The organism is Micromonospora peucetia (genome assembly GCF_900091625.1).
Taxonomy (GTDB): Bacteria; Actinomycetota; Actinomycetes; order Mycobacteriales; family Micromonosporaceae; genus Micromonospora; species Micromonospora peucetia.
In genome coordinates this window covers 1,853,117-1,874,925 of the sequence record NZ_FMIC01000002.1, presented here as the reverse complement: position 1 = coordinate 1,874,925, position 21,809 = coordinate 1,853,117, and the positions used below count along the sequence as shown (strand labels likewise).

19 protein-coding genes and 1 pseudogene are annotated in these 21,809 nt (G+C 72.4%); 13 read left to right on the top strand and 7 right to left on the bottom strand.

Annotation, left to right across the window (positions count from 1 at the left end; genetic code table 11):
* Positions 1-87 precede the first annotated feature (87 nt).
* Complete coding sequence (locus tag GA0070608_RS08795) at positions 88-1,818, top strand: hypothetical protein (protein ID WP_091624774.1); 1,731 nt, start codon at positions 88-90, stop codon at positions 1,816-1,818.
* Positions 1,819-2,130: 312 nt separating this feature from the next.
* Here GA0070608_RS08795 and GA0070608_RS08790 read toward each other — a convergent pair whose 3' ends face one another.
* Positions 2,131-2,556, bottom strand: a complete 426-nt coding sequence (locus tag GA0070608_RS08790) for a PIN domain nuclease (RefSeq protein WP_091624770.1) — start codon at positions 2,554-2,556, stop codon at positions 2,131-2,133.
* Positions 2,553-2,762, bottom strand: a complete 210-nt coding sequence (locus GA0070608_RS08785; RefSeq protein WP_091624766.1) for a type II toxin-antitoxin system VapB family antitoxin — start codon at positions 2,760-2,762, stop codon at positions 2,553-2,555. Before GA0070608_RS08785 ends, GA0070608_RS08790 begins: the two co-directional genes overlap by 4 nt.
* 155 nt (positions 2,763-2,917) lie before the next feature.
* Here GA0070608_RS08785 and GA0070608_RS08780 point away from each other — a divergent pair, with 155 nt between their 5' ends.
* The 3 genes from GA0070608_RS08780 to purB all read left to right on the top strand — a co-directional run bounded on the left by GA0070608_RS08780 (position 2,918) and on the right by purB (position 6,303).
* A complete protein-coding gene (locus GA0070608_RS08780; RefSeq protein ID WP_091624761.1) occupies positions 2,918-3,433 on the top strand; it encodes a SigE family RNA polymerase sigma factor in 516 nt (171 codons plus the stop codon).
* Entirely contained in the window at positions 3,430-4,755 is a 1,326-nt protein-coding gene (locus GA0070608_RS08775; RefSeq protein ID WP_091624757.1) for a hypothetical protein, read from the top strand. The genes GA0070608_RS08780 and GA0070608_RS08775 overlap by 4 nt, the downstream gene beginning before the upstream one ends.
* A 126-nt stretch (positions 4,756-4,881) precedes the next feature.
* Complete coding sequence (gene purB / locus GA0070608_RS08770; protein WP_091624754.1) at positions 4,882-6,303, top strand: adenylosuccinate lyase; 1,422 nt, start codon at positions 4,882-4,884, stop codon at positions 6,301-6,303.
* A gap of 158 nt (positions 6,304-6,461) precedes the next feature.
* Here purB and GA0070608_RS33950 read toward each other — a convergent pair.
* Together GA0070608_RS33950 and GA0070608_RS08760 are read right to left on the bottom strand one after the other, a co-directional pair.
* Positions 6,462-7,029, bottom strand: a pseudogene (locus GA0070608_RS33950) (YbjQ family protein).
* 24 nt (positions 7,030-7,053) lie between these two features.
* Positions 7,054-7,737, bottom strand: coding sequence for a S1 family peptidase (locus GA0070608_RS08760; protein WP_091624750.1), 684 nt, complete (start codon positions 7,735-7,737; stop codon positions 7,054-7,056).
* Between the two features lie 413 nt (positions 7,738-8,150).
* Between GA0070608_RS08760 and purS the strand changes: the two genes are divergently transcribed.
* From purS to GA0070608_RS08740, 4 genes are all read left to right on the top strand, one after another.
* A complete protein-coding gene (purS, locus tag GA0070608_RS08755; protein ID WP_091624745.1) occupies positions 8,151-8,414 on the top strand; it encodes a phosphoribosylformylglycinamidine synthase subunit PurS in 264 nt (87 codons plus the stop codon).
* Positions 8,411-9,094 carry a phosphoribosylformylglycinamidine synthase subunit PurQ gene (purQ, locus tag GA0070608_RS08750; RefSeq protein ID WP_091624740.1) on the top strand — a complete coding sequence of 228 codons (684 nt, stop codon included), beginning with the start codon at positions 8,411-8,413 and terminating at the stop codon, positions 9,092-9,094. Before purS ends, purQ begins: the two co-directional genes overlap by 4 nt.
* Positions 9,095-9,161: 67 nt before the next feature.
* On the top strand, positions 9,162-11,999 hold the full coding sequence (purL, locus tag GA0070608_RS08745; RefSeq protein ID WP_245715741.1) for a phosphoribosylformylglycinamidine synthase subunit PurL: 2,838 nt from the start codon (positions 9,162-9,164) through the stop codon (positions 11,997-11,999).
* A 4-nt stretch (positions 12,000-12,003) separates the two neighbouring features.
* Positions 12,004-12,759 carry a 2-phosphosulfolactate phosphatase gene (locus GA0070608_RS08740; protein ID WP_091634674.1) on the top strand — a complete coding sequence of 252 codons (756 nt, stop codon included), beginning with the start codon at positions 12,004-12,006 and terminating at the stop codon, positions 12,757-12,759.
* A 246-nt stretch (positions 12,760-13,005) separates the two neighbouring features.
* On the opposite strand, the gene GA0070608_RS08735 is transcribed toward GA0070608_RS08740, so the two are convergent.
* On the bottom strand, positions 13,006-15,021 hold the full coding sequence (locus GA0070608_RS08735; protein ID WP_091634669.1) for a peptidase associated/transthyretin-like domain-containing protein: 2,016 nt from the start codon (positions 15,019-15,021) through the stop codon (positions 13,006-13,008).
* A gap of 160 nt (positions 15,022-15,181) precedes the next feature.
* On the opposite strand from GA0070608_RS08735, the gene GA0070608_RS08730 reads away from it, so the two are divergent.
* From GA0070608_RS08730 to amcA, 5 genes are all read left to right on the top strand, one after another.
* Positions 15,182-15,535, top strand: a complete 354-nt coding sequence (locus GA0070608_RS08730) for a sterol carrier family protein (RefSeq protein WP_091634666.1) — start codon at positions 15,182-15,184, stop codon at positions 15,533-15,535.
* A 171-nt stretch (positions 15,536-15,706) separates the two neighbouring features.
* On the top strand, positions 15,707-17,248 hold the full coding sequence (gene purF / locus GA0070608_RS08725) for an amidophosphoribosyltransferase (protein WP_091624735.1): 1,542 nt from the start codon (positions 15,707-15,709) through the stop codon (positions 17,246-17,248).
* A gap of 58 nt (positions 17,249-17,306) precedes the next feature.
* The gene (gene purM / locus GA0070608_RS08720; protein WP_091624731.1) at positions 17,307-18,461 is read left to right on the top strand and encodes a phosphoribosylformylglycinamidine cyclo-ligase; all 1,155 of its coding nucleotides are present in this window, start codon (positions 17,307-17,309) and stop codon (positions 18,459-18,461) included.
* Positions 18,462-18,632: 171 nt separating this feature from the next.
* Positions 18,633-19,736, top strand: coding sequence for a cyclophane-forming radical SAM peptide maturase AmcB (amcB, locus tag GA0070608_RS08715; RefSeq protein ID WP_323135714.1), 1,104 nt, complete (start codon positions 18,633-18,635; stop codon positions 19,734-19,736).
* The gene (gene amcA / locus GA0070608_RS08710) at positions 19,705-19,938 is read left to right on the top strand and encodes a multiple cyclophane-containing RiPP AmcA (RefSeq protein ID WP_091624724.1); all 234 of its coding nucleotides are present in this window, start codon (positions 19,705-19,707) and stop codon (positions 19,936-19,938) included. The genes amcB and amcA overlap by 32 nt, the downstream gene beginning before the upstream one ends.
* A gap of 143 nt (positions 19,939-20,081) precedes the next feature.
* On the opposite strand, the gene GA0070608_RS08705 is transcribed toward amcA, so the two are convergent.
* Entirely contained in the window at positions 20,082-20,297 is a 216-nt protein-coding gene (locus tag GA0070608_RS08705) for a DUF3073 domain-containing protein (protein WP_091624720.1), read from the bottom strand.
* 286 nt (positions 20,298-20,583) lie between these two features.
* Positions 20,584-21,663: a Glu/Leu/Phe/Val family dehydrogenase gene (locus GA0070608_RS08700; RefSeq protein WP_091624715.1), complete on the bottom strand. Its 1,080-nt coding sequence runs from the start codon at positions 21,661-21,663 to the stop codon at positions 20,584-20,586.
* Positions 21,664-21,809: the final 146 nt, after the last annotated feature.

Genomic DNA, 21,809 nt, shown 5'->3' with positions numbered 1-21,809 from the left:
AGCCGGCAGCCGGCGCCTGGACGGGGTGTCGGACGGGGGGCCTAACCTGAGGCGGTCCCTTCCACTGTCGACCGAAGGACGGCTCCGGTGTCAGCCACCCCGACGTCCGTGCCCGATCCCGGGGCCCACCCCGCGGTGTCCCTGCCGGCCCCGCCTGGTCGCGCGTCGTCAGGGGGCGTCGGGATCGGCCGGAGCGCCCAGGTCGTCACCGGCCTGCTGCTGCTCGTGCCGGCGGTCGCCGCCCTGCTCTGGTCGTACGTGCTTCCGTCGGTCCGCACGCTGGTGGAGAGCTTCCGGCGGAGCAACGGGCCGGGTGGCCCGACCGAGGCCGCCGGCGGCGACAACTACACACAGGTGATCGAGCGCGGGTTCCTCGGCGACCTGGGCTTCGCGCTGCTCCTCGCCCTCGTTCCGCTGCTCCTCGCGCTGCTCGTCGCCCCGCTCCTCGCGCTCGCCGCGGCGCGGGCCGGCCGGGTGCCCCGCCTGGTGACCCGGGCGCTGCTGGCCCTGCCGCTGGCCGCCTACGCCCCGCTCGCCGTGGGGGTGGCATGGACGATGGACCGGTTCGAGGCCGAGGGGGACACCTGGGCGCAGGCGCCCGCGCTGACCGCCGTACGCACCGTGGCGCTGCTGACGGCCGGGTTGGTGGTCGGGGCAGGTGCCACCGTCTTCCTCGCCGCGCTGCGCCGCCGCTCCGGCGACGGCCGGTCCGGCCCGGCGGCCCTGGCCGTCGGCGGTGTGCTCGGGCTGGCCGTCGTCGCGGTGACCGTGCAGTCCTGGTCCCTCCAGTGGCCCGTCCTCGCGGGGCGGGGCGACCAGACCGGCCCGCTGGTACGGATCGTCCGGGAGAGCCTGGTCCACTTCCAGTTCGGCGTCGGCGCCGCCGGCAGCGTGCTGCTGCTGGCGCTGCTGGCGGTGCTCGGCGTCCTGGCGGTCGTCCTGCTCCTGGTCACCCGGACGAGGATCACCTTCACCGGGTGGCGCGACCGCCCGGCCGACCGCCCGGCCGACGATCCGCCCGACCGCCAGACCGCCGATCCGGCCGGCGCGCGCAGTCCGGTCGTGCTCGGCCTGCTGGTGGTGGGGCTGCTGGCGTTCCTCGGTGTGCTCGCGTACGTGCTGACGCCGTGGCTGGGGGTGCTCACCGCAGACGCGCCGGCCCTGCCCGCCGGCCTCTCCACCGGCCGGATCCAGGCCAACACCTGGCTGCCGCCGTTGGTCTCGGCGGTGGTCGGGGTGGGCCTTGCCGCTCTGGCCGGCTTCGCCATCGGGGGCCTGCGCCCGCTCGGCCGCGCCAGCGAGCTGCTCCTGCTGCCGTTCGCGCCCTGGCTCTTCGTCGGCGACGGCCCGCTGGCCATCGCCCACTTCCTCCGGGCCCGGGAGGCCGACCAGCTCGACACCTTCGTCGGGTCGATCCCGCCGGGCTGGCTCTGCATCCCCGCGCTGGTGGCGTTCACCCTCTTCTTCCGGGGCCAGCGGGAACGCTGGGCAGCCGGCGGCCGGTTCGTCCCGACCATGCTGCTGCCCGCCCTCCCCCTGTTGGCGGGCGTCGGGTTGCTCGACTGGCTGGTCGGTGCGCAGAGCTGGCTCTGGCCGCAACTGGTGGTCCAGGACCTCCAGCACGCGCCGGCGACCAACCTGCTCGTCATGCGGCTCGCCCAGACCTTTGGCGCCGAGGGGGCGGCGCAGGGGCTGGTGGCCCAGGTGCTGCCGCTGCCGATGCTGGCACTGTTCCTCGTCGCGTTCGTGGCGTTGCAGGTGGGCTACCTGGACCGGCTCGTCGTCCGGGCGGGGTCGACGGGGGAACGGCGCGACTGACCGTGCGGCAGCGATCCGGTGTGCCCGCCGGACCCACCGCCCGGTTCCCGCTGTCGATCAAGAGGTTTGCGTCCTCCGTCGCGCCGATCCGGGACGCAAACCTCTTGATCAACCCGGCCAGATGTCCGGACGCCACGGCGGACGTGGGCGGTGGCGGGCCCTCACCGGCCGTCCCGCGCCCCCGTCCTGAGGCCGGTCAGGGGCCTGACCAGCTCACCAAAGGCCGGCCAGGCCCGGGACCGTGGTTGGATGCCGGCGGGGTGGACGCGCGCAGCGGTGGGCGTGGCCAGCGCCACGACGAGGGACCGCGATCTACTTGATCGTGCCGGCCGGGGCGAGCCATCGCACGGGCTGGCCGGTCACCTCCGAGATCTGGTCGAAGTCACGGTCGTAGTGCAGCAGGGACAGGCCCTGGTACTCGGCCGTCGCCGCGATCAGCAGGTCGACGGCACCGGCGGACCGATGGGTGCCCCGGGCGGTCAGCTCGTCCTGGATCTCGGCCGCCCGCTCATAGATTCGATCCGGCATCCCCACCCAGTTGAACGCCGCCCGGAGTTGGTCCCCCAGCGACCTGCGGTCGGCCAGTGAACGGGCCGAATACAGGAACTCCAACTCGACCAGCGGACAGACCGCGAGCAGGCCGGCCGTGAGAGGCTGCTCCCACCGGGCCTGCGTGTCGGGGTCGCGGAGCAGCCGGACCAGCGCACTGGTGTCGACCAGGTAATCCGCGAGGCTCACGGGCGGTACGTGGTCTTGTCGAGCAGTTCGTCGAAGTCCCCGGCCTGGGCCCGCGCGCTCAGTTCCGCCAGGGCGCGGGCGCGACGGAGGCGGGCGGCCCCTTCCCGCAGTGCGACGTTCACCGTGTCCTTCTTGGTCTTGGTGCCGAACGCCGCGGCCGCGTCCGCCAACGCCTCGTCGTCGACGTCCACCAGGATCTTGGTCACGCACACCTCCTATATACGGACTGCGCTGTGAGTATATCCATCGCCGATCCGGTCGGGTGCGGAATCGAGGCCGTGCGAGCAGGTCGGTCGGCGAGCAACCTCGCCGGTCCGTGGTTCCGTTCCCCAGACATGAGACAGACGAGAGGTCCAGCGCGGTGAACCGGGCCGAGGAGGACGAGTACCGGCAGTTCGTGATCGCCCGGTTGGAGCCGCTGCGGGTGACGGCGTACCTGCTCTGCCGGGACTGGCACACGGCCGACGACCTGGTCTCCATCACGATCGGCAAGCTCTACCGGCACTGGCGGCGGGTGCGCGCTCTGGAGCACGTCGATGCGTACGTCCGGGGGATGCTCACCAACGCCTGGCTGGACGAGCGGCGTCGGCCGTGGCGCCGCGAGAAGGTGACCGAGGAGCTGCCCGACCGGGTCGACCTGGACCTCCCGCAGGCGGCGCTGGCCGACCGGGAACTGCTCCTGGACCTGCTGATGCAGCTTCCGCCTCGACGGCGGGCGGTGGTGGTTCTTCGCTTCTACTGCGACCTCTCGGTCGAGGAGACTGCCCGGGCGTTGGGCATCAGCGCCGGCACGGTGAAGAGCCAGACCGCACGTGGACTGGGGAGCCTCCGGGCACTGGCGACGGTTGATTCGGCACTGAGCGGAGAACGCGCGTGAGCTACCGGACGATTTTCAGGGAGGCGGTCGGTGAGATCCCGCCCACCTCGATCGATGTGGACCGGGTCATCGCTCGTCAGCGCCGGGCCGGGAAGCTGCACCGCTGGGGCGCCTGCGGTGCGGGGGCAGCGGCCGTCCTGGCGGTGGCCGTCACGGCGGCGCTGCTGCTGCCGGGAGCCGCGCCGCGTACCACGGAGGCCGCGGGCGGCCAGAAGATCACCACCGCGCCGGGCACTCCGGAGGATCTTGCCCGCCTGGACAACGCGGTCTTCGCGGCACTGAAGCGGGAGGCGCCTGGCATGAAGTGGGTACACAAGCCATCCCCGCTCAACCCCGGCCCGAAGACCGACACGTTGAGTGACACCCCGGCCTGGGACGATTCCGACCGGATGAACACTCTCGTGGGCTATGCGGGTTCGGGGTGGATGAGCGTCGACGGCGTCGAAGGACTCGTCATGGTGCGGATCGAGCGGGACGCGACGAAGCACCTCGCCAGCGATCCGTGCGAAGACCTGACACCGAACTCGACGTGTCGAGAGAGCGACGGCCCGAACGGCGAGCGGCTCGTGACGGTGGATTCGCGGAAACAGGAGCAGAGCCGGGACGGCCGCCGGCACGCCCACAACCACCGGCGGATACATGTGTTCCGGCCGGACGGCACAGTGCTCAGTGTGAGCCTGCAGGGCTACTCGCTGGACGGTAGCCAACCGCTGACCGCCGAGGAGCAGGCCGCCGTCGCGCTCGACCCGGCCATCGCCCTGGCCCCGTTGCCGCCGGGCGTGGTGCCGCCGTCACCGACCCCCCGCCCGTCGCTGACGAAGAGCGCCGAGCAGAAGCGCATCGACGACGCCGTCTTCGCGTCGTTGCGGCGGCAGGCTCCCGACGTCATGGGAGCGGGTGGTGCCACCGCGAGCCCGGTCGACCTCGCTTCGGTCTGGCGCGGCAGCGGGAGCGAGAACAACGCCGACAGTTACTGGGGTCAGGGTCGAATCCTGGTCGGCAAGGCGGCCGGGTTGTTCTCGGTGCAGATCCACCGGCAGAATCCGGGCCTCTCCGGGGACATGACGTGTGGCAAGCCCACCAGGACATACGCCTGTACGGCGGGTAAGGGCCCCGATGGCGAACGGCACCGGACCGTCACCAACACCACGCGGAACGGCTCGAAGGTCTCGGCGGAGCGGGGTGTCCACGTCCTACGCAAGGACGGTTCGTGGCTGGCGGTGACTCTCACCGCTGACCTGCCCGACGCCAGGTTCGCGCTGACCGTCGCGCAGCAGCAGGCCGTCGCGTTCGATCCGGCGGTCGCCCTGGCCGGACGGTAGGACGTCGGCGGGAGGTCGCCGGCCGGTGGTACGCGCCGCCGGCCGGCGACCGACCGACTGTCGCCCCTGGTGAGCGGCCGGACGTCCAGTCGGGGTCGTGTCCGCAGGCATGAAAGACTGAGGTACGTGACGATCCCGAACGTGCTCGCCAACCGTTACGCCTCGCCCGAGCTGGTCGCCCTCTGGTCGCCGGAGGAGAAGATCCGGATGGAGCGGCGGCTCTGGCTCGCCGTGCTCCGGGCCCAGCGGGACCTCGGCATCCCCGTGCCCGACGGCGTGGTCGAGGCGTACGAGCGGGTGGTCGACCAGGTCGACCTGGCCTCGATCGCCGAGCGGGAACGGGTCACCCGGCACGACGTGAAGGCCCGGATCGAGGAGTTCAGCGCGCTCGCCGGGCACGAGCACGTGCACAAGGGGATGACCTCCCGGGACCTCACCGAGAACGTCGAGCAGCTTCAGGTGCGCCGCTCGCTGGAGCTGGTCCGCGACCGCGTGGTGGCCACCCTGGCGCGGCTGGCCCGGCTCGCCGTCGAGCACTCCGACCTGGTCATGACCGGCCGCTCGCACAACGTCGCGGCGCAGGCCACGACGCTCGGCAAGCGCTTCGCGTCGGCCGCGGAGGAGCTGCTCATCGCGTACGAGCGGCTGGACGACCTGATCAACTGGTACCCGCTGCGCGGCATCAAGGGCCCGGTGGGTACCGCCGCCGACCAGCTCGACCTCTTCGACGGCGACGCCGACCGGGTGGCCGAGCTGGAGCGCCGGGTGGCCGGGCACCTGGGCTTCAGCCGGGTGCTCGACAGCGTCGGCCAGGTCTACCCGCGCTCGATCGACCTGGCGGTGCTCTCCACGCTGGCGCAGGTCGCCGCCGCGCCGTCCTCGCTGGCGACCACGATCCGGCTGATGGTCGGCCAGGAGTTGGCCACCGAGGGCTTCAAACCGGGTCAGGTCGGCTCCAGTGCGATGCCGCACAAGATGAACACCCGGTCCAGCGAGCGGGTCAACGGCTTCGCGGTGATCATCCGGGGCTACCTGTCGATGGTCGGCGAACTGGCCGGCGACCAGTGGAACGAGGGGGACGTCTCCTGCTCGGTGGTCCGCCGGGTCGCCCTGCCGGACGCGTTCTTCGCCGCCGACGGGCTGTTCCAGACGTTTCTCACCGTGCTGGACGAGTTCGGCGCGTACCCGGCGGTGATCAACCGCGAACTGGAGCGCTTCCTGCCGTTCCTGGCCACCACGAAGATCCTGGTGGCGGCGGTCCGGCGCGGCGTCGGCCGGGAGGTCGCCCACGAGGCGATCAAGGAACACGCGGTCGGGGTGGCCCTGGCGATGCGCGAGAAGGGCGCCACCGAGAACGACCTCTTCGACCGCCTCGCGGCGGACGGCCGCCTCAACCTGACCCGCGCCGAGATCGACGCCCTCGTCGCCGACCGCACCGCCTTCGTCGGCGCCGCCCCCGCCCAGATCGAGGCGGTAGCCCGCCGAGTAACCGCCGTCGTGAACGCCCACCCCCAGGCCGCCACCTACACCCCACCCCCCATCCTCTGAACCCCCACCCACCCCACCCACCCGCCCCCGTCGCGACGGTTGATCAAGAGGTTTGCGCCCTGTTCGATCTCCGATTCGGACGCAAACGTCTTGATCAACCGGGGGCATCGGGGGCCGGGGCCGGGGGCGTCGGGGTCCGGGGGCGTCGGGGGCCGGGGTCAGGAGTCGCGGGTGGGGGTTTCGGCGGCCGAGCGGAGGTTGGGGGCGCTTGCCGGTTCGGCGATGCCGCCGGGGGACTCGGTGAAGGCGGGGTCCTGCGCGGTCTCCGCGGCGACCAGGGGCTGGTCGGGCGGCATGACGTCGGGCATCTTGGCCACCACGACCACGGCCGTGCCGTACGCGCAGATCTCCATCCACATCTCGCCGCAGTCGCGGCTGTCGAAGCGCATCCCCACCACGGCGTTCGCGCCGATGCGGCGGGCCTCCTCGCCGAGTCGGGCCACCGAGTCCGTACGCCACCTGGTGAGGTTGTCGGGCGCCATCGGGTCGTACGCGCCACCGCGCAGGTTCTTGACCCCCTCGCGGTACGGGTTCCGCGTCCTGGCCATCGATGACACCACTTCGCCGAGGATCTGGCGGATCTCGTACCCGGGTAGTTGCTCCGTCGTCACGACCAGCACGCTTCCGATGCTGTCAGGGTGGACCCGCGCCTGATCGCGAGCCTTGGTCACCTGATCGGATGCTGCAAAACGGCGCGGCGCGGACGGCCGGAGCGTCGCCGGCCATCCGCGCCGCCCGCGGCGCTAACCGTCAGACACCGGCCGTCTGGGTGATCCAGGCCCGGTTGTACGCGACGCTGCCGTAGTTCTGGATGCTCTGGCCGTCGGCGGTGGAGGCGACGCCGACCTGCGCGCCGTTGTAGAACTGCGGGCCGCCCGAGTCGCCCCGCCAGGCGTTGCCGTTGATCCGCGTGCTGCGGATGGCCTGCCCGCCGTACGCGTCGGTGGCGCTGTTGCTGGTCACCCGGACCGAGGCGGTCTTGAGCTGGGTGGCGGCGGAGCAACCGCTGTAGCAGGTCATGCCCCAGCCGTAGATCGAGTTGGTCGAGTTGATGGGCGGGTTGCTGTTGGCCAGCGTGACGTACGAGGTGCTGACCGAGCTGGACAGGCGCATCAGGGCCAGGTCGTACCGGCTGTAGGTGGCGCTGACGGTGCGGGTGACGCCGCCGGAGGAGCGGTAGACGCTGCCGACCCGGACGGACATCGTGCCGCTGACGCAGTGCCGGGCGGTGAGCACCCAGTCCGGCGCGATGATGCTGCCGGAGCAGGTGAACGAGCCGTTGCTGAGCACGGCGGCGACCCACGGCGCCGACGAGACGGTGCCGCCGCCGATGATGGGCTGCGGACCGGCCGGGGCGGCGAGGGCGCCGGAGCTGGCGCCGAGCAGGCCGGCCGCCGCGGTGGCCAGCACCGCGATCATGGATCGGATGCGCATGGGGGCTCCTTCGGGGTGGGGCCCGGGTTCACCGGGTCGAGCTGTCGGCCGGCGGGCGGGGTGGCCCGGCCGGTCGAGCACGTCCGATCGACGTGCGCCGATGTACGGTAGGGCTCCTGAGATGTCGTTCACAAGGCATCGATCGAAAATGATGGATCAGATGGGATGGCGGACCCGACGGTGGGCGGGTGCCCCACGGTCCGGCGGAGCGGGGCGAAACGGGCTGGTCGGCAACGGATACGCATCGGGATCGCAACGAACCCGCATCGGACCCGGGCCCCTGCGCCGGGATTGTCGATCACTGCCCGAGCCGCGTCCGACCGGTGCGTCCGAGGCGGTATCTGCCAGGTAGGCTGGCTGCGCTCGCCCGTTGTGGGTCGGCACCCAACTGCGTACACAGTCAGGAGTGCCCAGTGCCTCGCGTCGTAGTCGACGTCATGCTCAAGCCCGAGATCCTCGATCCCCAGGGCCAGGCCGTCGCAAACGCGCTGCCCCGGCTCGGCGTCAGCGACGTCGCCTCGGTTCGGATCGGCAGGCGGATCGAGATCGAATTCACCGGTGAACCGGACCTGGACCGGGCCCGCGAGATCGCCGACAAGCTGCTCGCCAACCCGGTCATCGAGGACTTCACGGTCCGCGTGGTCGAGGCCGACGAGACCGCGGACGCCCGCTCGTGACCGCCCGGGTCGGTGTGGTCACCTTCCCCGGCTCGCTGGACGACGGGGACGCTGCCCGGGCCGTCCGGATCGCGGGCGCCGAACCGGTCCGCCTCTGGCACGGTGACCCGCGCCTGCACGGGGTGGACGCCGTCGTCCTGCCCGGCGGCTTCTCCTACGGCGACTACCTGCGCTGCGGCGCCATCGCCCGGTTCGCCCCGGTGATGGAGACGATCGTGGACGCGGCCCGGGGCGGCCTGCCCGTGCTCGGCATCTGCAACGGCTTCCAGATCCTCTGCGAGGCCCACCTGCTGCCCGGAGCGCTCACCCGCAACCAGCACCTGCACTTCCGCAACCGCGACCAGATCCTGCGCATCGAGTCGGCCGGCACGGCGTGGACCAACGCGTTCCAGCCCGGCCAGGAGGTGCTGATCCCGGTCAAGAACGGCGAGGGCTGCTACGTCGCCGACACCGCGACGCTGGACCAGCTCGAGGCCGAGGGCCGGGTGGTCGCCCGCTACGTCGGCGGCAACCCCAACGGATCGCAGCGCGACATCGCCGCGATCACGAACCCCGCCGGCAATGTGGTCGGCATCATGCCGCATCCCGAGCACGCGGTGGAGGCGCTCACGGGCCCCTCCCTGGACGGTCTCGGCTTCTTCACCTCGGTGCTCAAGCACCTGGTGGGGGCGCCGGCGTGACCGTGCGCGGCATCATCGGTCGGCTCACCCGCCCGTCGGGCGGACGCGAGCGCAGCGAGGAGAGGTCATGACCCCCCACCCGGACGAGGTACGGGAGAACCCGGAGGCCTTCCCGGCCGCCCCGGCGCAGCCGGTGGAGCCGCGTCCGGCCGCCGTCGCGCCGCCGGCCGGGCGTCCCGGGCGGCCGGTGACTGCCGACTGGGCCGACGGCCTGGACACCGTGCCGCGCGCCGGGGGCACCCCCGGTGAGCTCCAGCCGTACGCCGAGCTCGGGCTCCGCGACGACGAGTACGAGCGGATCCGGCAGATCCTCGACCGGCGGCCCACCCAGGCCGAGCTGGCGATGTACTCGATCATGTGGAGCGAGCACTGCTCCTACAAGTCGAGCAAGGTGCACCTGCGCCAGTTCGGCGAGAAGGCCCCGCCGAGCGACCGGCTGCTCGCCGGCATCGGCGAGAACGCCGGCGTGGTGCAGATCTCCGACGAGCTGGCGGTGACCTTCAAGGTCGAGTCGCACAACCACCCGAGCTTCGTCGAGCCCTACCAGGGCGCGGCGACAGGCGTGGGCGGCATCGTCCGGGACATCCTCGCCATGGGAGCCCGTCCGGTCGCGGTGATGGACCCGCTGCGCTTCGGCGCCGCCGACCACCCCGACACCGCCCGGGTGCTGCCCGGCATCGTCGCCGGTGTGGGCGGCTACGGCAACTGCCTGGGCCTGCCGAACATCGGCGGCGAGGTCGTCTTCGACCCCTGCTACCAGGGCAACCCGCTGGTCAACGCGCTCTGCCTCGGCGTGCTCCCGGTCGACCGGTTGCAGAACAAGGCCGCCGCGGGCCCCGGCAACGTCGTGGTGCTGATGGGCGCCAAGACCGGCCGGGACGGCATCGGCGGTGTGTCGGTGCTGGCCAGCGCCACCTTCGACGAGGGCAGCGAGAAGCGCCGCCCGTCGGTGCAGGTCGGTGACCCGTTCATGGAGAAGCTGCTCATCGAGGCGTGCCTGGAGCTGTACGACGCCCGGCTGGTCGTCGGCATCCAGGACCTCGGCGGCGCCGGCCTGACCTGCGCGCTGACCGAGACCGCCGCGGCGGCTGGCACCGGCATGCGGGTCTGGCTGGAGCGGGTGCCGCTGCGCGAGCCCTCGATGGAGCCGCACGAGATCCTGGCCAGCGAGTCGCAGGAGCGGATGCTGCTGGTCGTCGAGCCCGAGAAGCTCGACGCGGTACTCAAGATCGCCGAGAGGTGGGGCGTCTGGGCGACCGCGATCGGCGAGGTCACCCCGCCGGCGCCGGACGGGCAACCGGGCCGACTGCTGGTCACCTGGCGCGACCAGTTGGTGGTCGACGTGCCGCCGGGCTCGCTGGTGGACGACGGACCCGTCTACGCCCGCCCGATGCGCGAGCCGGCCGACCTGATCCTGCTCCAGGCCGACCGCGCGGAGACGCTGCCCCGGCCGGCCGACCCGGAGGCGCTGCGCGAGACCGTGCTGCGCATGATCGCGTCGCCCAACCTGGCCGACAAGTCCTGGGTCACCGAGCAGTACGACCGTTACGTGCTGGGCAACACCGTGCTCGCCCAGCCGGAGGATTCCGGCGTGATCCGGATCGACGAGCGGACCGGGCTCGGCGTGGCGCTGTCGGTGGACGGCAACGGCCGGTACGCGCGACTCGACCCCTACCACGGCACGAAGCTCGCCCTGGCCGAGGCGTACCGGAACGTCGCCGTCACCGGCGCGAAGCCGATCGCCGTCACCAACTGCCTCAACTTCGGCTCGCCGGAGGACCCGGGCGTGATGTGGCAGTTCGCCGAGGCCGTCCGCGGCCTGGCCGACGGCTGCGCCGAGCTGGGCATCCCGGTCACCGGCGGCAACGTCAGCTTCTACAACCAGACCGGCGCGGCGGCCATCCACCCGACCCCGGTGGTCGGTGTGCTCGGGGTGCTCGACAACGTGGCCGACCGGGTGCCGATGGGCTTCGCGTCCCGGCCGGGCGGCGAGCCCGACCAGATCTTCCTGCTCGGCGAGACGCACGTGGAGCTCTCCGGCTCGGAGTGGGCCTGGGTCACCCACGAGCACCTCGGCGGCGTACCCCCGCAGGTCGATCTGACCCGCGAGCGGCTCCTGGCCGACCTGCTGGCGGAGGCCGCGCGGGTCGGGCACCTGAGTTCCGCGCACGACCTCTCCGACGGTGGCCTCGCGCAGAGCCTGGTGGAGTCCTGCCTGCGACGCGGCGTCGGCGCCCGGGTCGCGGTGCCGGAGCGGTTCGACGGCGGCTCGATGCCGTTCGTCTACCTGTTCAGCGAGTCCGCCGGACGGGTCATGGTCTCGGTGGCGCGCGGCCACGAGAAGGCGTTCACCGCGCTCTGCGCCGAGCGCGGGGTGCCGTTCGAGCTGATCGGTGTCACCGACCCAGCCGGCGGTGCGCTGGAGGTGCACGGCCAGTTCCGGATCGGCCTGGACGAGCTGCGCGCCGCGCACACCGAGACGCTGCCACGTCTCTTCGGGGGCGCGGGCGTCGTCGAGGTGCCAGCTCCGGCCGCCGGTGTGGCGGGTGCGGTCGAGGCCGTGCCGCTGCCCGTCGCCGAGCACGCCGACGCCGGTGCGGAACCGACTGCCGGCCGAGGCGAGACCGGGGCGCCGGTGGACCCGACGGCTGTCGCGGCCGAGCCGATCGCGTCGGCCGGGCCGGTTCCGCCGACCGGTGCCGTCGAGCCGGTGGCCCCGGCGCGGGCGGCAGCCCCGGCGGAGACCGAGGCACCCGGCCCGGAGCAGCCGGCTGCCGAGGCCGCCGGACCGATCGAGACCGCCGGACCGATCGAGACCGCAGGATCGGCCGAGACCGCCGGACCGGCCGAAACCGGCGGGGCGCCTGCCCCCGAGGCCGGTGACACCGAGCCCGGTCAGCGCTGAGGCGTTGGCCGCGGCCGTCCACGCGCAGCCCGGTTCCGGCGCCCGGTTCGACTGGGGGCTGACGGGGGCGGCTGAGCTGGGCCGGGTCTGCGGGGTGCTGGTGGTGGTGGACGTGCTGTCGTTCACCACCGCCGTGGACGTCGCGGTCGGGCGTGGCATGCGGGTACACCCGTTCCCGTGGGGCGAGCAGGCGGCCGACTACGCACGGCGGGTGGGCGCGGTCGCCGCGGTGGGCCGCCGGCAGATGACCCCGGACCATCCGTGGTCACTCTCGCCCGCCGCGCTGACGACCGCGCCGGTCGTCGCCGATCTCGTACTGCCGTCGCCGAACGGATCGGCGATCAGCGCGGCGGCCAGCGCCACCGGGCTGCCGGTGGTCGCGGCCTGCCTACGCAACGCACACGCCGTCGGCCGTTGGCTGACCCACCATGGGTACGGCTCGACGGATGCGCCGATCGGCGTGATCGCCTCGGGCGAGCGCTGGCCGGACGGCTCGCTGCGCCCCTCGGTCGAGGACCAGCTCGGGGCGGCCAGCGTGCTGGACGCCCTGTCGGGTGTGCCCGGCGGCCTCTCCGTGGAGGCGGCCATGGCGCTCGCCGCGCTCGCCAGCACTCCCGATGTGTCCGCCGCGGTACGCGGCAGCGTGTCCGGCCGCGAGCTCATCGAGGGCGGCTTCGCCGAGGACGTCGAGGTCGCCACCCGGGTCGGCGTCTCGGACGTGGTCCCGGTGCTGCGTCAGAACGTCTTCTCCGCCGCCTGACGGCGCTGCCGGGCACCTTCCGCCCGACGGAGCCGAGGGCGTGCCCGACCCGCTTACGCCCGACCCGACCCGGGCCCGCGCCGCCCGGTACGTTCACCACTCTGTCTGCGTCCCGGAACAGCGGCGAGTCTGTCTGCGTCCCGGAACAGCGGCGAGTCTGTCTGCGTCCCGGAACAGCGGCGAGGGCCGCCCGGAGTTCCGGACGGCCCTCGCCGTGGTGCTGTCGTCGGGGTGTGCCCCGAGCGGTCAGTCGTCCAACCAGTCCAACCGGCGGCCACCGCGGTCCTGCTGCGGTGGGCCGTCCGGGCGACCGCGACCGGTCTGCGGCTCGTCGTGGCCGCCCTGCTGACCGTAGCCGCCCTGACCGTACCCGCCCTGCTGGCCGTGGCCGCCCTGCTGGCTGTAGCCACCCTGCTGGTCGTATCCACCGCTGCGGCCGTCGTATCCGCCGCGCTGCTGCGGGGGCTCCTGGCCGTAGCCGCCCTGCTGACCGTAGCCACCCTGACCGTAGCCACCCTGACCGTAGCCGGCCTGGTTGTCGTACGAGGTGGGCTGGTCGTAGCCGCCACCCTGGCCGTGGCCGCCGCGGGGCGCGGGCTCCTGGCCGTAGCCGCCCTGCTGGTCGTAGCCACCCCGCTCGTAGCCGCCCTGCTGGTCGTAGCCGCCGGTCGGTTCGCCACCCCGGCCGTACGCCCCGGGCTCGGACTGGCCGTAGCCCTGACCCTGCTCAGGCTGGTAGACGCCGGTCGCGTACGGGTCGGCCGGGGCCGGGTACTGGGTGGCGTCGCCGGTGTAGCGGCCGGTCGGCTCGTCGTACCGTTCGCCGTGGCCCCGGCCGCCGCCGGCAGGCGGGTAGCCCGCCGCACCCGCCGCACCGGCCGGAGCGCTGTAGTCGTTGCTGCCGTAGCCGCTGCCCGAGGCGGGCGCGTTGCCGTAGCCGCTGCCCGATGACGGCGCGTTGCCGTAGCCGCCACCGGATCCGCCGCTGCCGTAGCCGCCGCCGGAGGCGGGTGCGTTGCCGTAGCCGGCAGCGCCGTAGCCGCCCGGCTCGTCGCTGTAGCCGCTGCCGCCCCAGCCCTGCTGGTTGCCCGCCGCTCCGTAGGGCTGCGGGGGAGCGCCGTACGGGTCCGGCGGCACGTCGTCGACCACGGGGCGTTGCATCATCGTGGGGGCGTCGCTGAGCGCGGTGCCGCCGACCATCGTCGGATCCGGTGCGGCACCGACCCGGTTGACCACCCGGGTCTGGTCGTCCGCACCCCGGAGAGCCCCGCGCGCCGCCGGGACCGCGCCGGCCCCCGCCGGGGCGTCGTCGTCCTCGTCACCGCTGTCCTTGCGCCGCATCCAGAGCAGCACGATGGTGCCGACACCGGCGGCGACGAGCAGGCCGCCGAGCAGGATGAACAGCCAGCCCATGCCGTCGGAGCTCTCGTTGCCGGCGTTGGCCGCCGCGCCCGGGGTCGCGTCGCCGGTCGCCTCGGGGGTCTCGTCGACGGGTTCCTCGGTGGGGAGAGGCTCGTCGCTGGCCGAGGGGGTGGCGCTCGGGGTCGTCTCGACCTTGATCGCCAGGGTGATGCGCTGGCCGGTGATGCTCTGCCCGGCGGACGCGTCGAAGCTCTTGGTGGCGTAGATCTCACCGAGGCTGGCGCCGACGGCGAGCCGGCCCGGCGCGATCGGCTTCTCGGTGGTGCCGTTGAAGCGGAAGTTGCCGTTGTCGTCGCTGATCGTGTCGATCTTCTTGCCGGCGCCGTCCTGGAGCATGACCACGGCGTTCGGCACGGCCTTGCCGTTCGCCTGGGCGACCACCTTGCCGGAGACCGACTTGACGGTCTGCGCCTGCGGCGGCTGGGTCGGCTGCGCCTTGCCCTTGACGCCGAGCTGGAAGGTGGCGGTGCCCGGGCCGGATTCGGCCTCGACCGCCACGGTGACGGTGACGTTCGCGTCCCCGGCGTTGTCGTTGGCCCTGATCCGCAGCAACTGGGGTCTCGGCTGGCCGCCAGCGAATCGGATCGTGCCACAGCCGCCGGCGCAGCTTACGCCGCCCGGCAGTCCGGCGAGACTGATCCGGGCCTCCTCGTCGCCATCGCGGGGGGTGACGAGCACGGTGATGGCGGCGTCGCTGCCGGCGTTGACGGTGATCGACCCGGGCGACACGCTGACGTCGGCGGCCAGGGCTGGTGTGGCGGGGACGGTGAGCAGGGCGCCGACAACCAGCGCCACGACCACACCGGCCCGCTGCTTCCAGGCACGTCGGTGTGTTGACACGTCCACCGCCTTCCGGACTGACTTCCCTCGGCCGGCGGGGCGCCGGGCCGGGGATCATCACGGTACGAATACGCCGTCGGCAACTATGCCTTGTCTGACCGGATCAGCGCGACCCAGGGCCAGCGTCAGGCGTGGTGTGCTCGGGCCGTATCGTCCCGTCGTGTCCTCTCCGCACATTAAGTCCGCCGCGGTCGCGGCGGCGTTGTCGGCGCTCGACGAGGGGCGTACGCCCGAACGACCGGTCCTCCGGGATGCGGTCCGTGCCCTGTTGACCGTCCTTGCGGAGCGCGCCCCCGGCCGATCGGTGGAGGTGCGTGTCCCACCTTACGGCGCAGTTCAGTGCGTTCCGGGCCCCCGACACACCCGTGGCACCCCTGCGAACGTCGTCGAGATGGAGCCGGGGACCTGGCTGGCGGTGGCCACCGGACGGCTCGACTGGGCTGACGCGATCACCCAGGGTCGCGTACGGGTGAGCGGAAACCGGGCGGATCTCTCCGCGTACCTCCCGCTCTAGCTGCGGTGATGCCCATCGACCGGTGACGCGACGGAGCCAGATCGTGACTTTCTGTATCGACTCCGATTCGCGTACACTGTCAGGCGACGACAGTGGTCCCGGCTGAGGAGTGCGGATCCGCCCCCCGCGTGATTCCGCAAGGCCGGTCCAGACCAGCATGAGGGAGCGCAGGTGCCCCGAGGCGACGGCCGGCTGAGCCACGACCTTGATCCCCAACGACCAGGCCCGCAGGACGCGTGTGGCGTCTTCGGCGTCTGGGCGCCCGGGGAGGAGGTCGCGAACCTGACCTACTTCGGGCTCTACGCCCTACAGCACCGTGGCCAGGAGGCGGCGGGCATCGCGGTCAGCGACGGCTCGGGCGTGGTGGTCTACAAGGACCTCGGCCTGGTCGCCCAGGTCTTCGACGAGCCGACCCTGGCCAGCCTGCGCGGGCACCTGGCGATCGGGCACGCCCGCTACTCCACCACCGGCGGCTCGACCTGGGAGAACGCCCAGCCGACCATCCGGTCCACCACGTCCGGCACCACCATCGCGCTGGCCCACAACGGCAACCTGGTCAACACCGCCGAGCTCCAGCGCGAGGTCGCCGAGCGGGGCCTGCGCGCAGACGGCTCGACCAACGACACCTCCCTGGTGACGATGCTGCTGGCCAGCCGTCCGGACCTGTCGGTCGAGGCGGCGGCGCTGGAGGTGCTGCCGCAGCTGCGCGGCGCGTTCAGCTTCGTGTTCATGGACGAGTCGACCCTCTACGCGGCCCGCGACCCGCAGGGCGTACGCCCGCTGGTGCTGGGCCGGCTGGAGCGCGGCTGGGTGGTGGCCAGCGAGACGGCCGCGCTGGACATCGTCGGCGCGAGCGTGGTCCGCGAGGTCGAGCCCGGCGAGCTGATCGCGATCGACGAGGACGGCCTGCGCTCCAGCCGGTTCGCCGCCCCGGAGCCCAAGGGCTGCCTCTTCGAGTACGTCTACATCGCCCGCCCGGACGCCACCATCGCCGGCCGCAACGTGCATTCCGCCCGGGTGCAGATCGGCCGCCAGCTGGCCAAGGAGCACCCGGTCGAGGCCGACCTGGTCATTCCGGTGCCGGAGTCCGGCACCCCGGCCGCGATCGGCTACGCCGAGGAGTCCGGCATCACCTACGGCGCCGGCCTGATGAAGAACCCGTACGTCGGGCGCACCTTCATCCAGCCGTCGCAGACGCTGCGCCAGCTCGGCATCCGACTCAAGCTCAACCCGCTGCGGGAGAACGTCCGGGGCAAGCGGCTGGTCGTGGTCGACGACTCGATCGTGCGCGGCAACACCCAGCGGGCGATCGTGCGGATGCTGCGCGAGGCCGGCGCGCTTGAGGTGCACGTGCGCATCTCCTCGCCGCCGGTCAACTGGCCGTGCTTCTACGGCATCGACTTCGCCACCCGGGCCGAGTTGCTGGCCAACGGGCTGGACAACGACGGCATCCGGCGCTCCATCGGGGCGGACACGCTCGGCTACGTGTCGCTTTCGGGTCTGATCGCCGCCACCGAGCAGCCGAAGACCCGGCTGTGCCGTGCGTGTTTCGACGGGGAATACCCGATCGAACTGCCCGCCGGCAACCTGATCGGCAAGCACGTGCTCGAAGGGGTGGGCCGGCGGGTCGTCGCGGAGGCGCCCGACACCCCGGAGCAGAACACCGCCCCGCTCGTCGCCACTCCGGGCGGCGTGATCACACACCGCCCGTAGCACCACCCGGCACGGGCCGGTCACCGCCGGCACGGTGCCAGAACCAAAGGGGAGAACCGTGACGCACGTGTCCGAGCGCAGCGGCGCAGGAAGCAGCCCGACCGGCGCCGGCGGCGACCGCCAGCCCTGGACGGCCGGCACCGGCCGCCAGGCGCGCAAACGCTCGGTCTCGTACGCGGACGCCGGGGTCTCGATCGAGGCGGGCGACCGCGCGGTCGAGCTGCTGAAGTCGAAGGTGAAGCAGACCCGGCGCCCCGAGGTGATGGGCGACCTGGGTGGCTTCGCCGGCCTGTTCCGGCTGGACACGAAGAAGTACAAGAACCCGATCCTGGCCTCGTCCACCGACGGCGTGGGCACCAAGCTGGTGATCGCGCAGCAGATGGACATCCACGACACGGTCGGCATCGACCTGGTCGCGATGGTCGTCGACGACCTGGTGGCCTGCGGCGCCGAGCCGCTCTTCCTGCTCGACTACATCGCCACCGGCGAGGTCGTGCCGGACCGGGTCGCCGAGATCGGCGCCGGCATCGCCGACGGCTGCCGGTACGCCGGCTGCGCCCTGCTGGGCGGCGAGACCGCCGAGCACCCGGGTGTGCTCCGCCCGGACGAGTACGACATCTCCGCCACCGGCGTCGGTGTGGTGGAGGAAAGCGACATCCTCAGCCCGGACCGGGTCGAGGTGGGCGACGTGGTCATCGCGATGCGCTCCTCCGGCCTGCACTCCAACGGTTACTCCCTGGTGCGGCACGTGCTGCTGGGCGCCGGCCGGATGCGGCTCGACGTGGTGATCGACGACTTCGGCCGGCAGCGCACCCTCGGCGAGGAGCTGCTCACCCCGACGAAGATCTACGCGCAGGACTGCCTCAAGCTGATCGCCGAGGCCGAGGTGCGTTCCATCGCCCACGTCACGGGCGGCGGCATCCCCGGCAACCTGGTCCGGGTGCTCCCCGAGAACGTCGACGCGGTGGTCAACCGCTCCACCTGGAAGCCGCAGCCGATCTTCGACCTGATCCAGTCCAAGGGGCGGATCGAGGACCCGGAGATGGAGGCGACCTTCAACATGGGCGTCGGCATGTTCGCGATCGTCTCCGCCGAGGACGCGGACCGCGCGCTGGCCACCCTGACGGGCCGGGGCGTCGACGCATGGCAGGCCGGCGAGATCATCGAAGGCTCCGGCAACGTGCAGATGATCGGCCAGCACACCCGGGGCTGATCACACTCCCGGTGATCGTACGGGCACCTGATCAGGGCTTCACCCGAGTGGCCGTCGCCGCCTAGCCTGAAGGGCACCCTCGAAGCTGTCGGGGCGACCCGCCCGGGTTCCCTGGCAGCCCTTCAGTCGCTGAGGAGGGCAATGGCTGCTCGGGGACAGTCGTTCAGCGGGATGCGCGGCCTGGCCGCCGTCCCCTCGTACGTGGTCATGCAGCCCACCACCCTGTGCAACCTGGACTGCGCCTACTGCTACCTGCCGTTCCGCGCCGCCGACCGGCGGATGCCGGTGCCGGTGGCCGAGGCGGTGGCGGCCTCGGTCAACCCGTGGGCGGCGGCGGGACGGTTCTCGGTGGTGTGGCACGGCGGTGAGCCGCTGGCCGCCGGCCGGGAGCACCTCGCCGCGCTGATCGCGCCCTTCGGGCCCGAGGTCGAGCACCACGTGCAGACCAACGCCACGCTGATCGACGACGCCTGGTGCGCGTTCTTCGTCGAGCACGGGGTGCGGGTGAGCGTGAGCGTGGACGGCCCTCGGGAGCGCAACGGCGACCGGGTCACCCGGGGCGGCGGGCCCGCGTACGACCGGATTTTGCGCGGGGTGGCGGCGCTGCGCCGGCACGGCCTGCCGTTCTCGGCGCTGGCGGTGGTGGGCCGGCCCGAGCCGGGCCTGGCCACCGAGCTGTACGACTACTTCCTGGGCCTGGGCTGTGACGTGCTCGGCGTCAACATCGAGGAGACCGAGGGGGTCAACCTCCGCGACAACTCGCACGACGCCCGGCTGGTGACCGCCTTCTGGGCGGAGCTGGTGGCGGCCTGGCGCCGGGAGCCCCGGGTCCACCTGCGCGAGGTCGAGTGGTCGCTGCGGTACGCCGCGGCGGTGCTGGACGGCACCGCCGACGATCTGCTTCCCCGGCGGTTGGACCCGATCCCGACGGTTGGCCACGATGGCTCGGTGACCGTGCTCTCGCCCGAGCTGGCCGGTTTCACCGATGTCCGGTACGGCGACTTCAGCAGCGGCAACGTGCTGACCACCCCGCTGGCCGAGATCCTTGCCCACGCGGACCGGACGCCCTGGGTCGGCGAGTTCCTCGCCGGCGTCGAGGCGTGCCGTTCGTCCTGCCCCTACTTCGGGTTCTGCGGTGGCGGTCACGCGGCCAACCGCTACTTCGAGCTGGGGCGTTTCGACGGTACGCAGACCGCGCACTGCCGCAACAGCAAGATCCATTTACTGGAGGGAGTGTTGGAGCATGCCCGAGACCATCAGTCACCGGCAGCCTGACCGGAGGGCGGACGCCCCGGACGAGGTCGTCGACCGGGTGCGGGAAGCCGCGCCGGGACTCACCGCTCTCCTGCGCGAGGCCGAGGTCGCGCGGCGACTACGGGCCGAGGTGGCGGGCGGCGACGGCGCGAGCGCCGTCTGCGCCTGGAACCACTTCGAGAACATCCCGACGTTCTACAACTGGAACAACCGCCCCCGCTGAGACAGACCGTGATCAGGGACCTGCCGATCGTCCGGAGGGTTCTCCGAACGGGGCAGGCCCCTGATCGTCGGGCTGGCGCCGCTTCGATGGGCACATGCGTGAGCACGCGGGCGATCACCGCGTGCTCAGCTTGCTACCGGAGGTCAGCGGGTCGGACGTACCCAGGTGTCCGGGTCTTCGCCCGCGTGATCCTCATCATCGTCGTCGACATACTCTTTGTAGTCGTCGTCGAAGTTGTGCTCAGACTTACCAGCACCCGCCAGTTCGCGCTGCAAGGCGGTGAGGTCGGTGTTCGGGGAGTGGTACTTCAACTCCCGGGCCACCTTCGTCTGCTTGGCCTTAGCACGGCCGCGCCCCATGGCTCGACCCCCTCGCACAGAATGCGGGGCAGCCCGAAGGCGGGCCCCGATGACGTCAGGCATCTCTCGTGGCTCTTACGGTACATGGGGATGCCACCGTTCGGCACCTCGGGTTACCGTCGACCGGCGCCGCGCGTCGCGGTCATCCAGCCGTGACTGATTGTACTCGGTAAGGGGCGATGCCGGGAGCGCCCGTGACACCGGGCAAATCACTACGAAACCAGCTTAACGGGACGCGTGGCTCGTCGGGGCCGGGGGCGGAACGACCGCTCCGCCCCCGGGGCCGTCAACGCAGGTGAATCGTGCGTAGCCGACCCACGTCGGCCATCCGCCGTTCCGCCAGCCGGTCCGCCGCCACCGCCGGCGGCACGCCCTCGGCATCCGCCAGCCGCAGGATCTCCCGGGTGGTGTCGTAGATCCGGGTGGCGCGCAGCTTGGCGCGCTCGAAGTTGAAGCCCTCGATCTCGTCCGCCACCTGGATCACGCCGCCGGCGTTCACCACGTAGTCCGGCGTGTAGAGGATGCCCCGGTCGGCGAGGATCTTCTCGATGCCGGAGTGGGCGAGCTGGTTGTTGGCCGCGCCGGCGACCACCCTGGCGCGCAGCGCCGGCACCGTGTCGTCGTCGAGCGCGCCGCCCAGGGCGCACGGGGCGTACACGTCGATGTCGGCGGCGACCAGCGCGGCGTCGTCGACCAGCGCGACCTGCGGGTGGGTGGCGCGCGCCCACTGAAGGGCCTTCGGGTTGACGTCGGTCGCCACCACCTCGGCGCCGTCCTCGATCAGGTGACCGACGAGGTATTTCCCGACCTTGCCCAGGCCGGCCACGCCGACCCGCCGGCCGGCGAGGGTCGGGGTGCCCCAGACATGCTCGGCGGCGGCCCGCATACCCTGGAACACGCCCCAGGCGGTCAGGATCGAGGAGTCGCCGGCGCCGCCGTGCTCGACGCTGCGGCCGGTGACGTACGAGGTCTCGCGGGCGATCACGTCCATGTCGGCGACGTACGTGCCGACGTCGCAGGCGGTGTAGTAGCGCCCGGCGAGGGACTCCACGAAACGGCCGAAGGCGCGCAGCAGCGCCTCGCTCTTGATCCGCTCGGGGTCACCCCAGATGACGGCCTTGCCGCCGCCCAGATCGAGCCCGGCCAGGGCGTTCTTGTAGGCCATGCCCCGGGAGAGGTCGAGCACGTCGGCGAGGGCGTCGGACTCGCTGGCGTACGGGTAGAACCGGGTCCCACCGAGCGCCGGGCCGAGCGCGGTGGAGTAGATGCCGATGATCGCCTTGAGGCCGGTCTGCTTGTCCTGGCAGAACACGACCTGTTCGTGACCGCTGGACCCGGGGTCGTCGTTGCTGGCGAATACACCCATGACTCGCTCCTGGTGTGGGGTGCGTCCTTGTGGGACGCGGACCTGTGGACGCCGGCGGGATGCTGCCGGTGCTGCTGAGCCTAGTATCGGCCGACGTCGCCCGGCCGCCCACGGCGTGCGTGATCGCGCCGCCGACGACGGTCGAG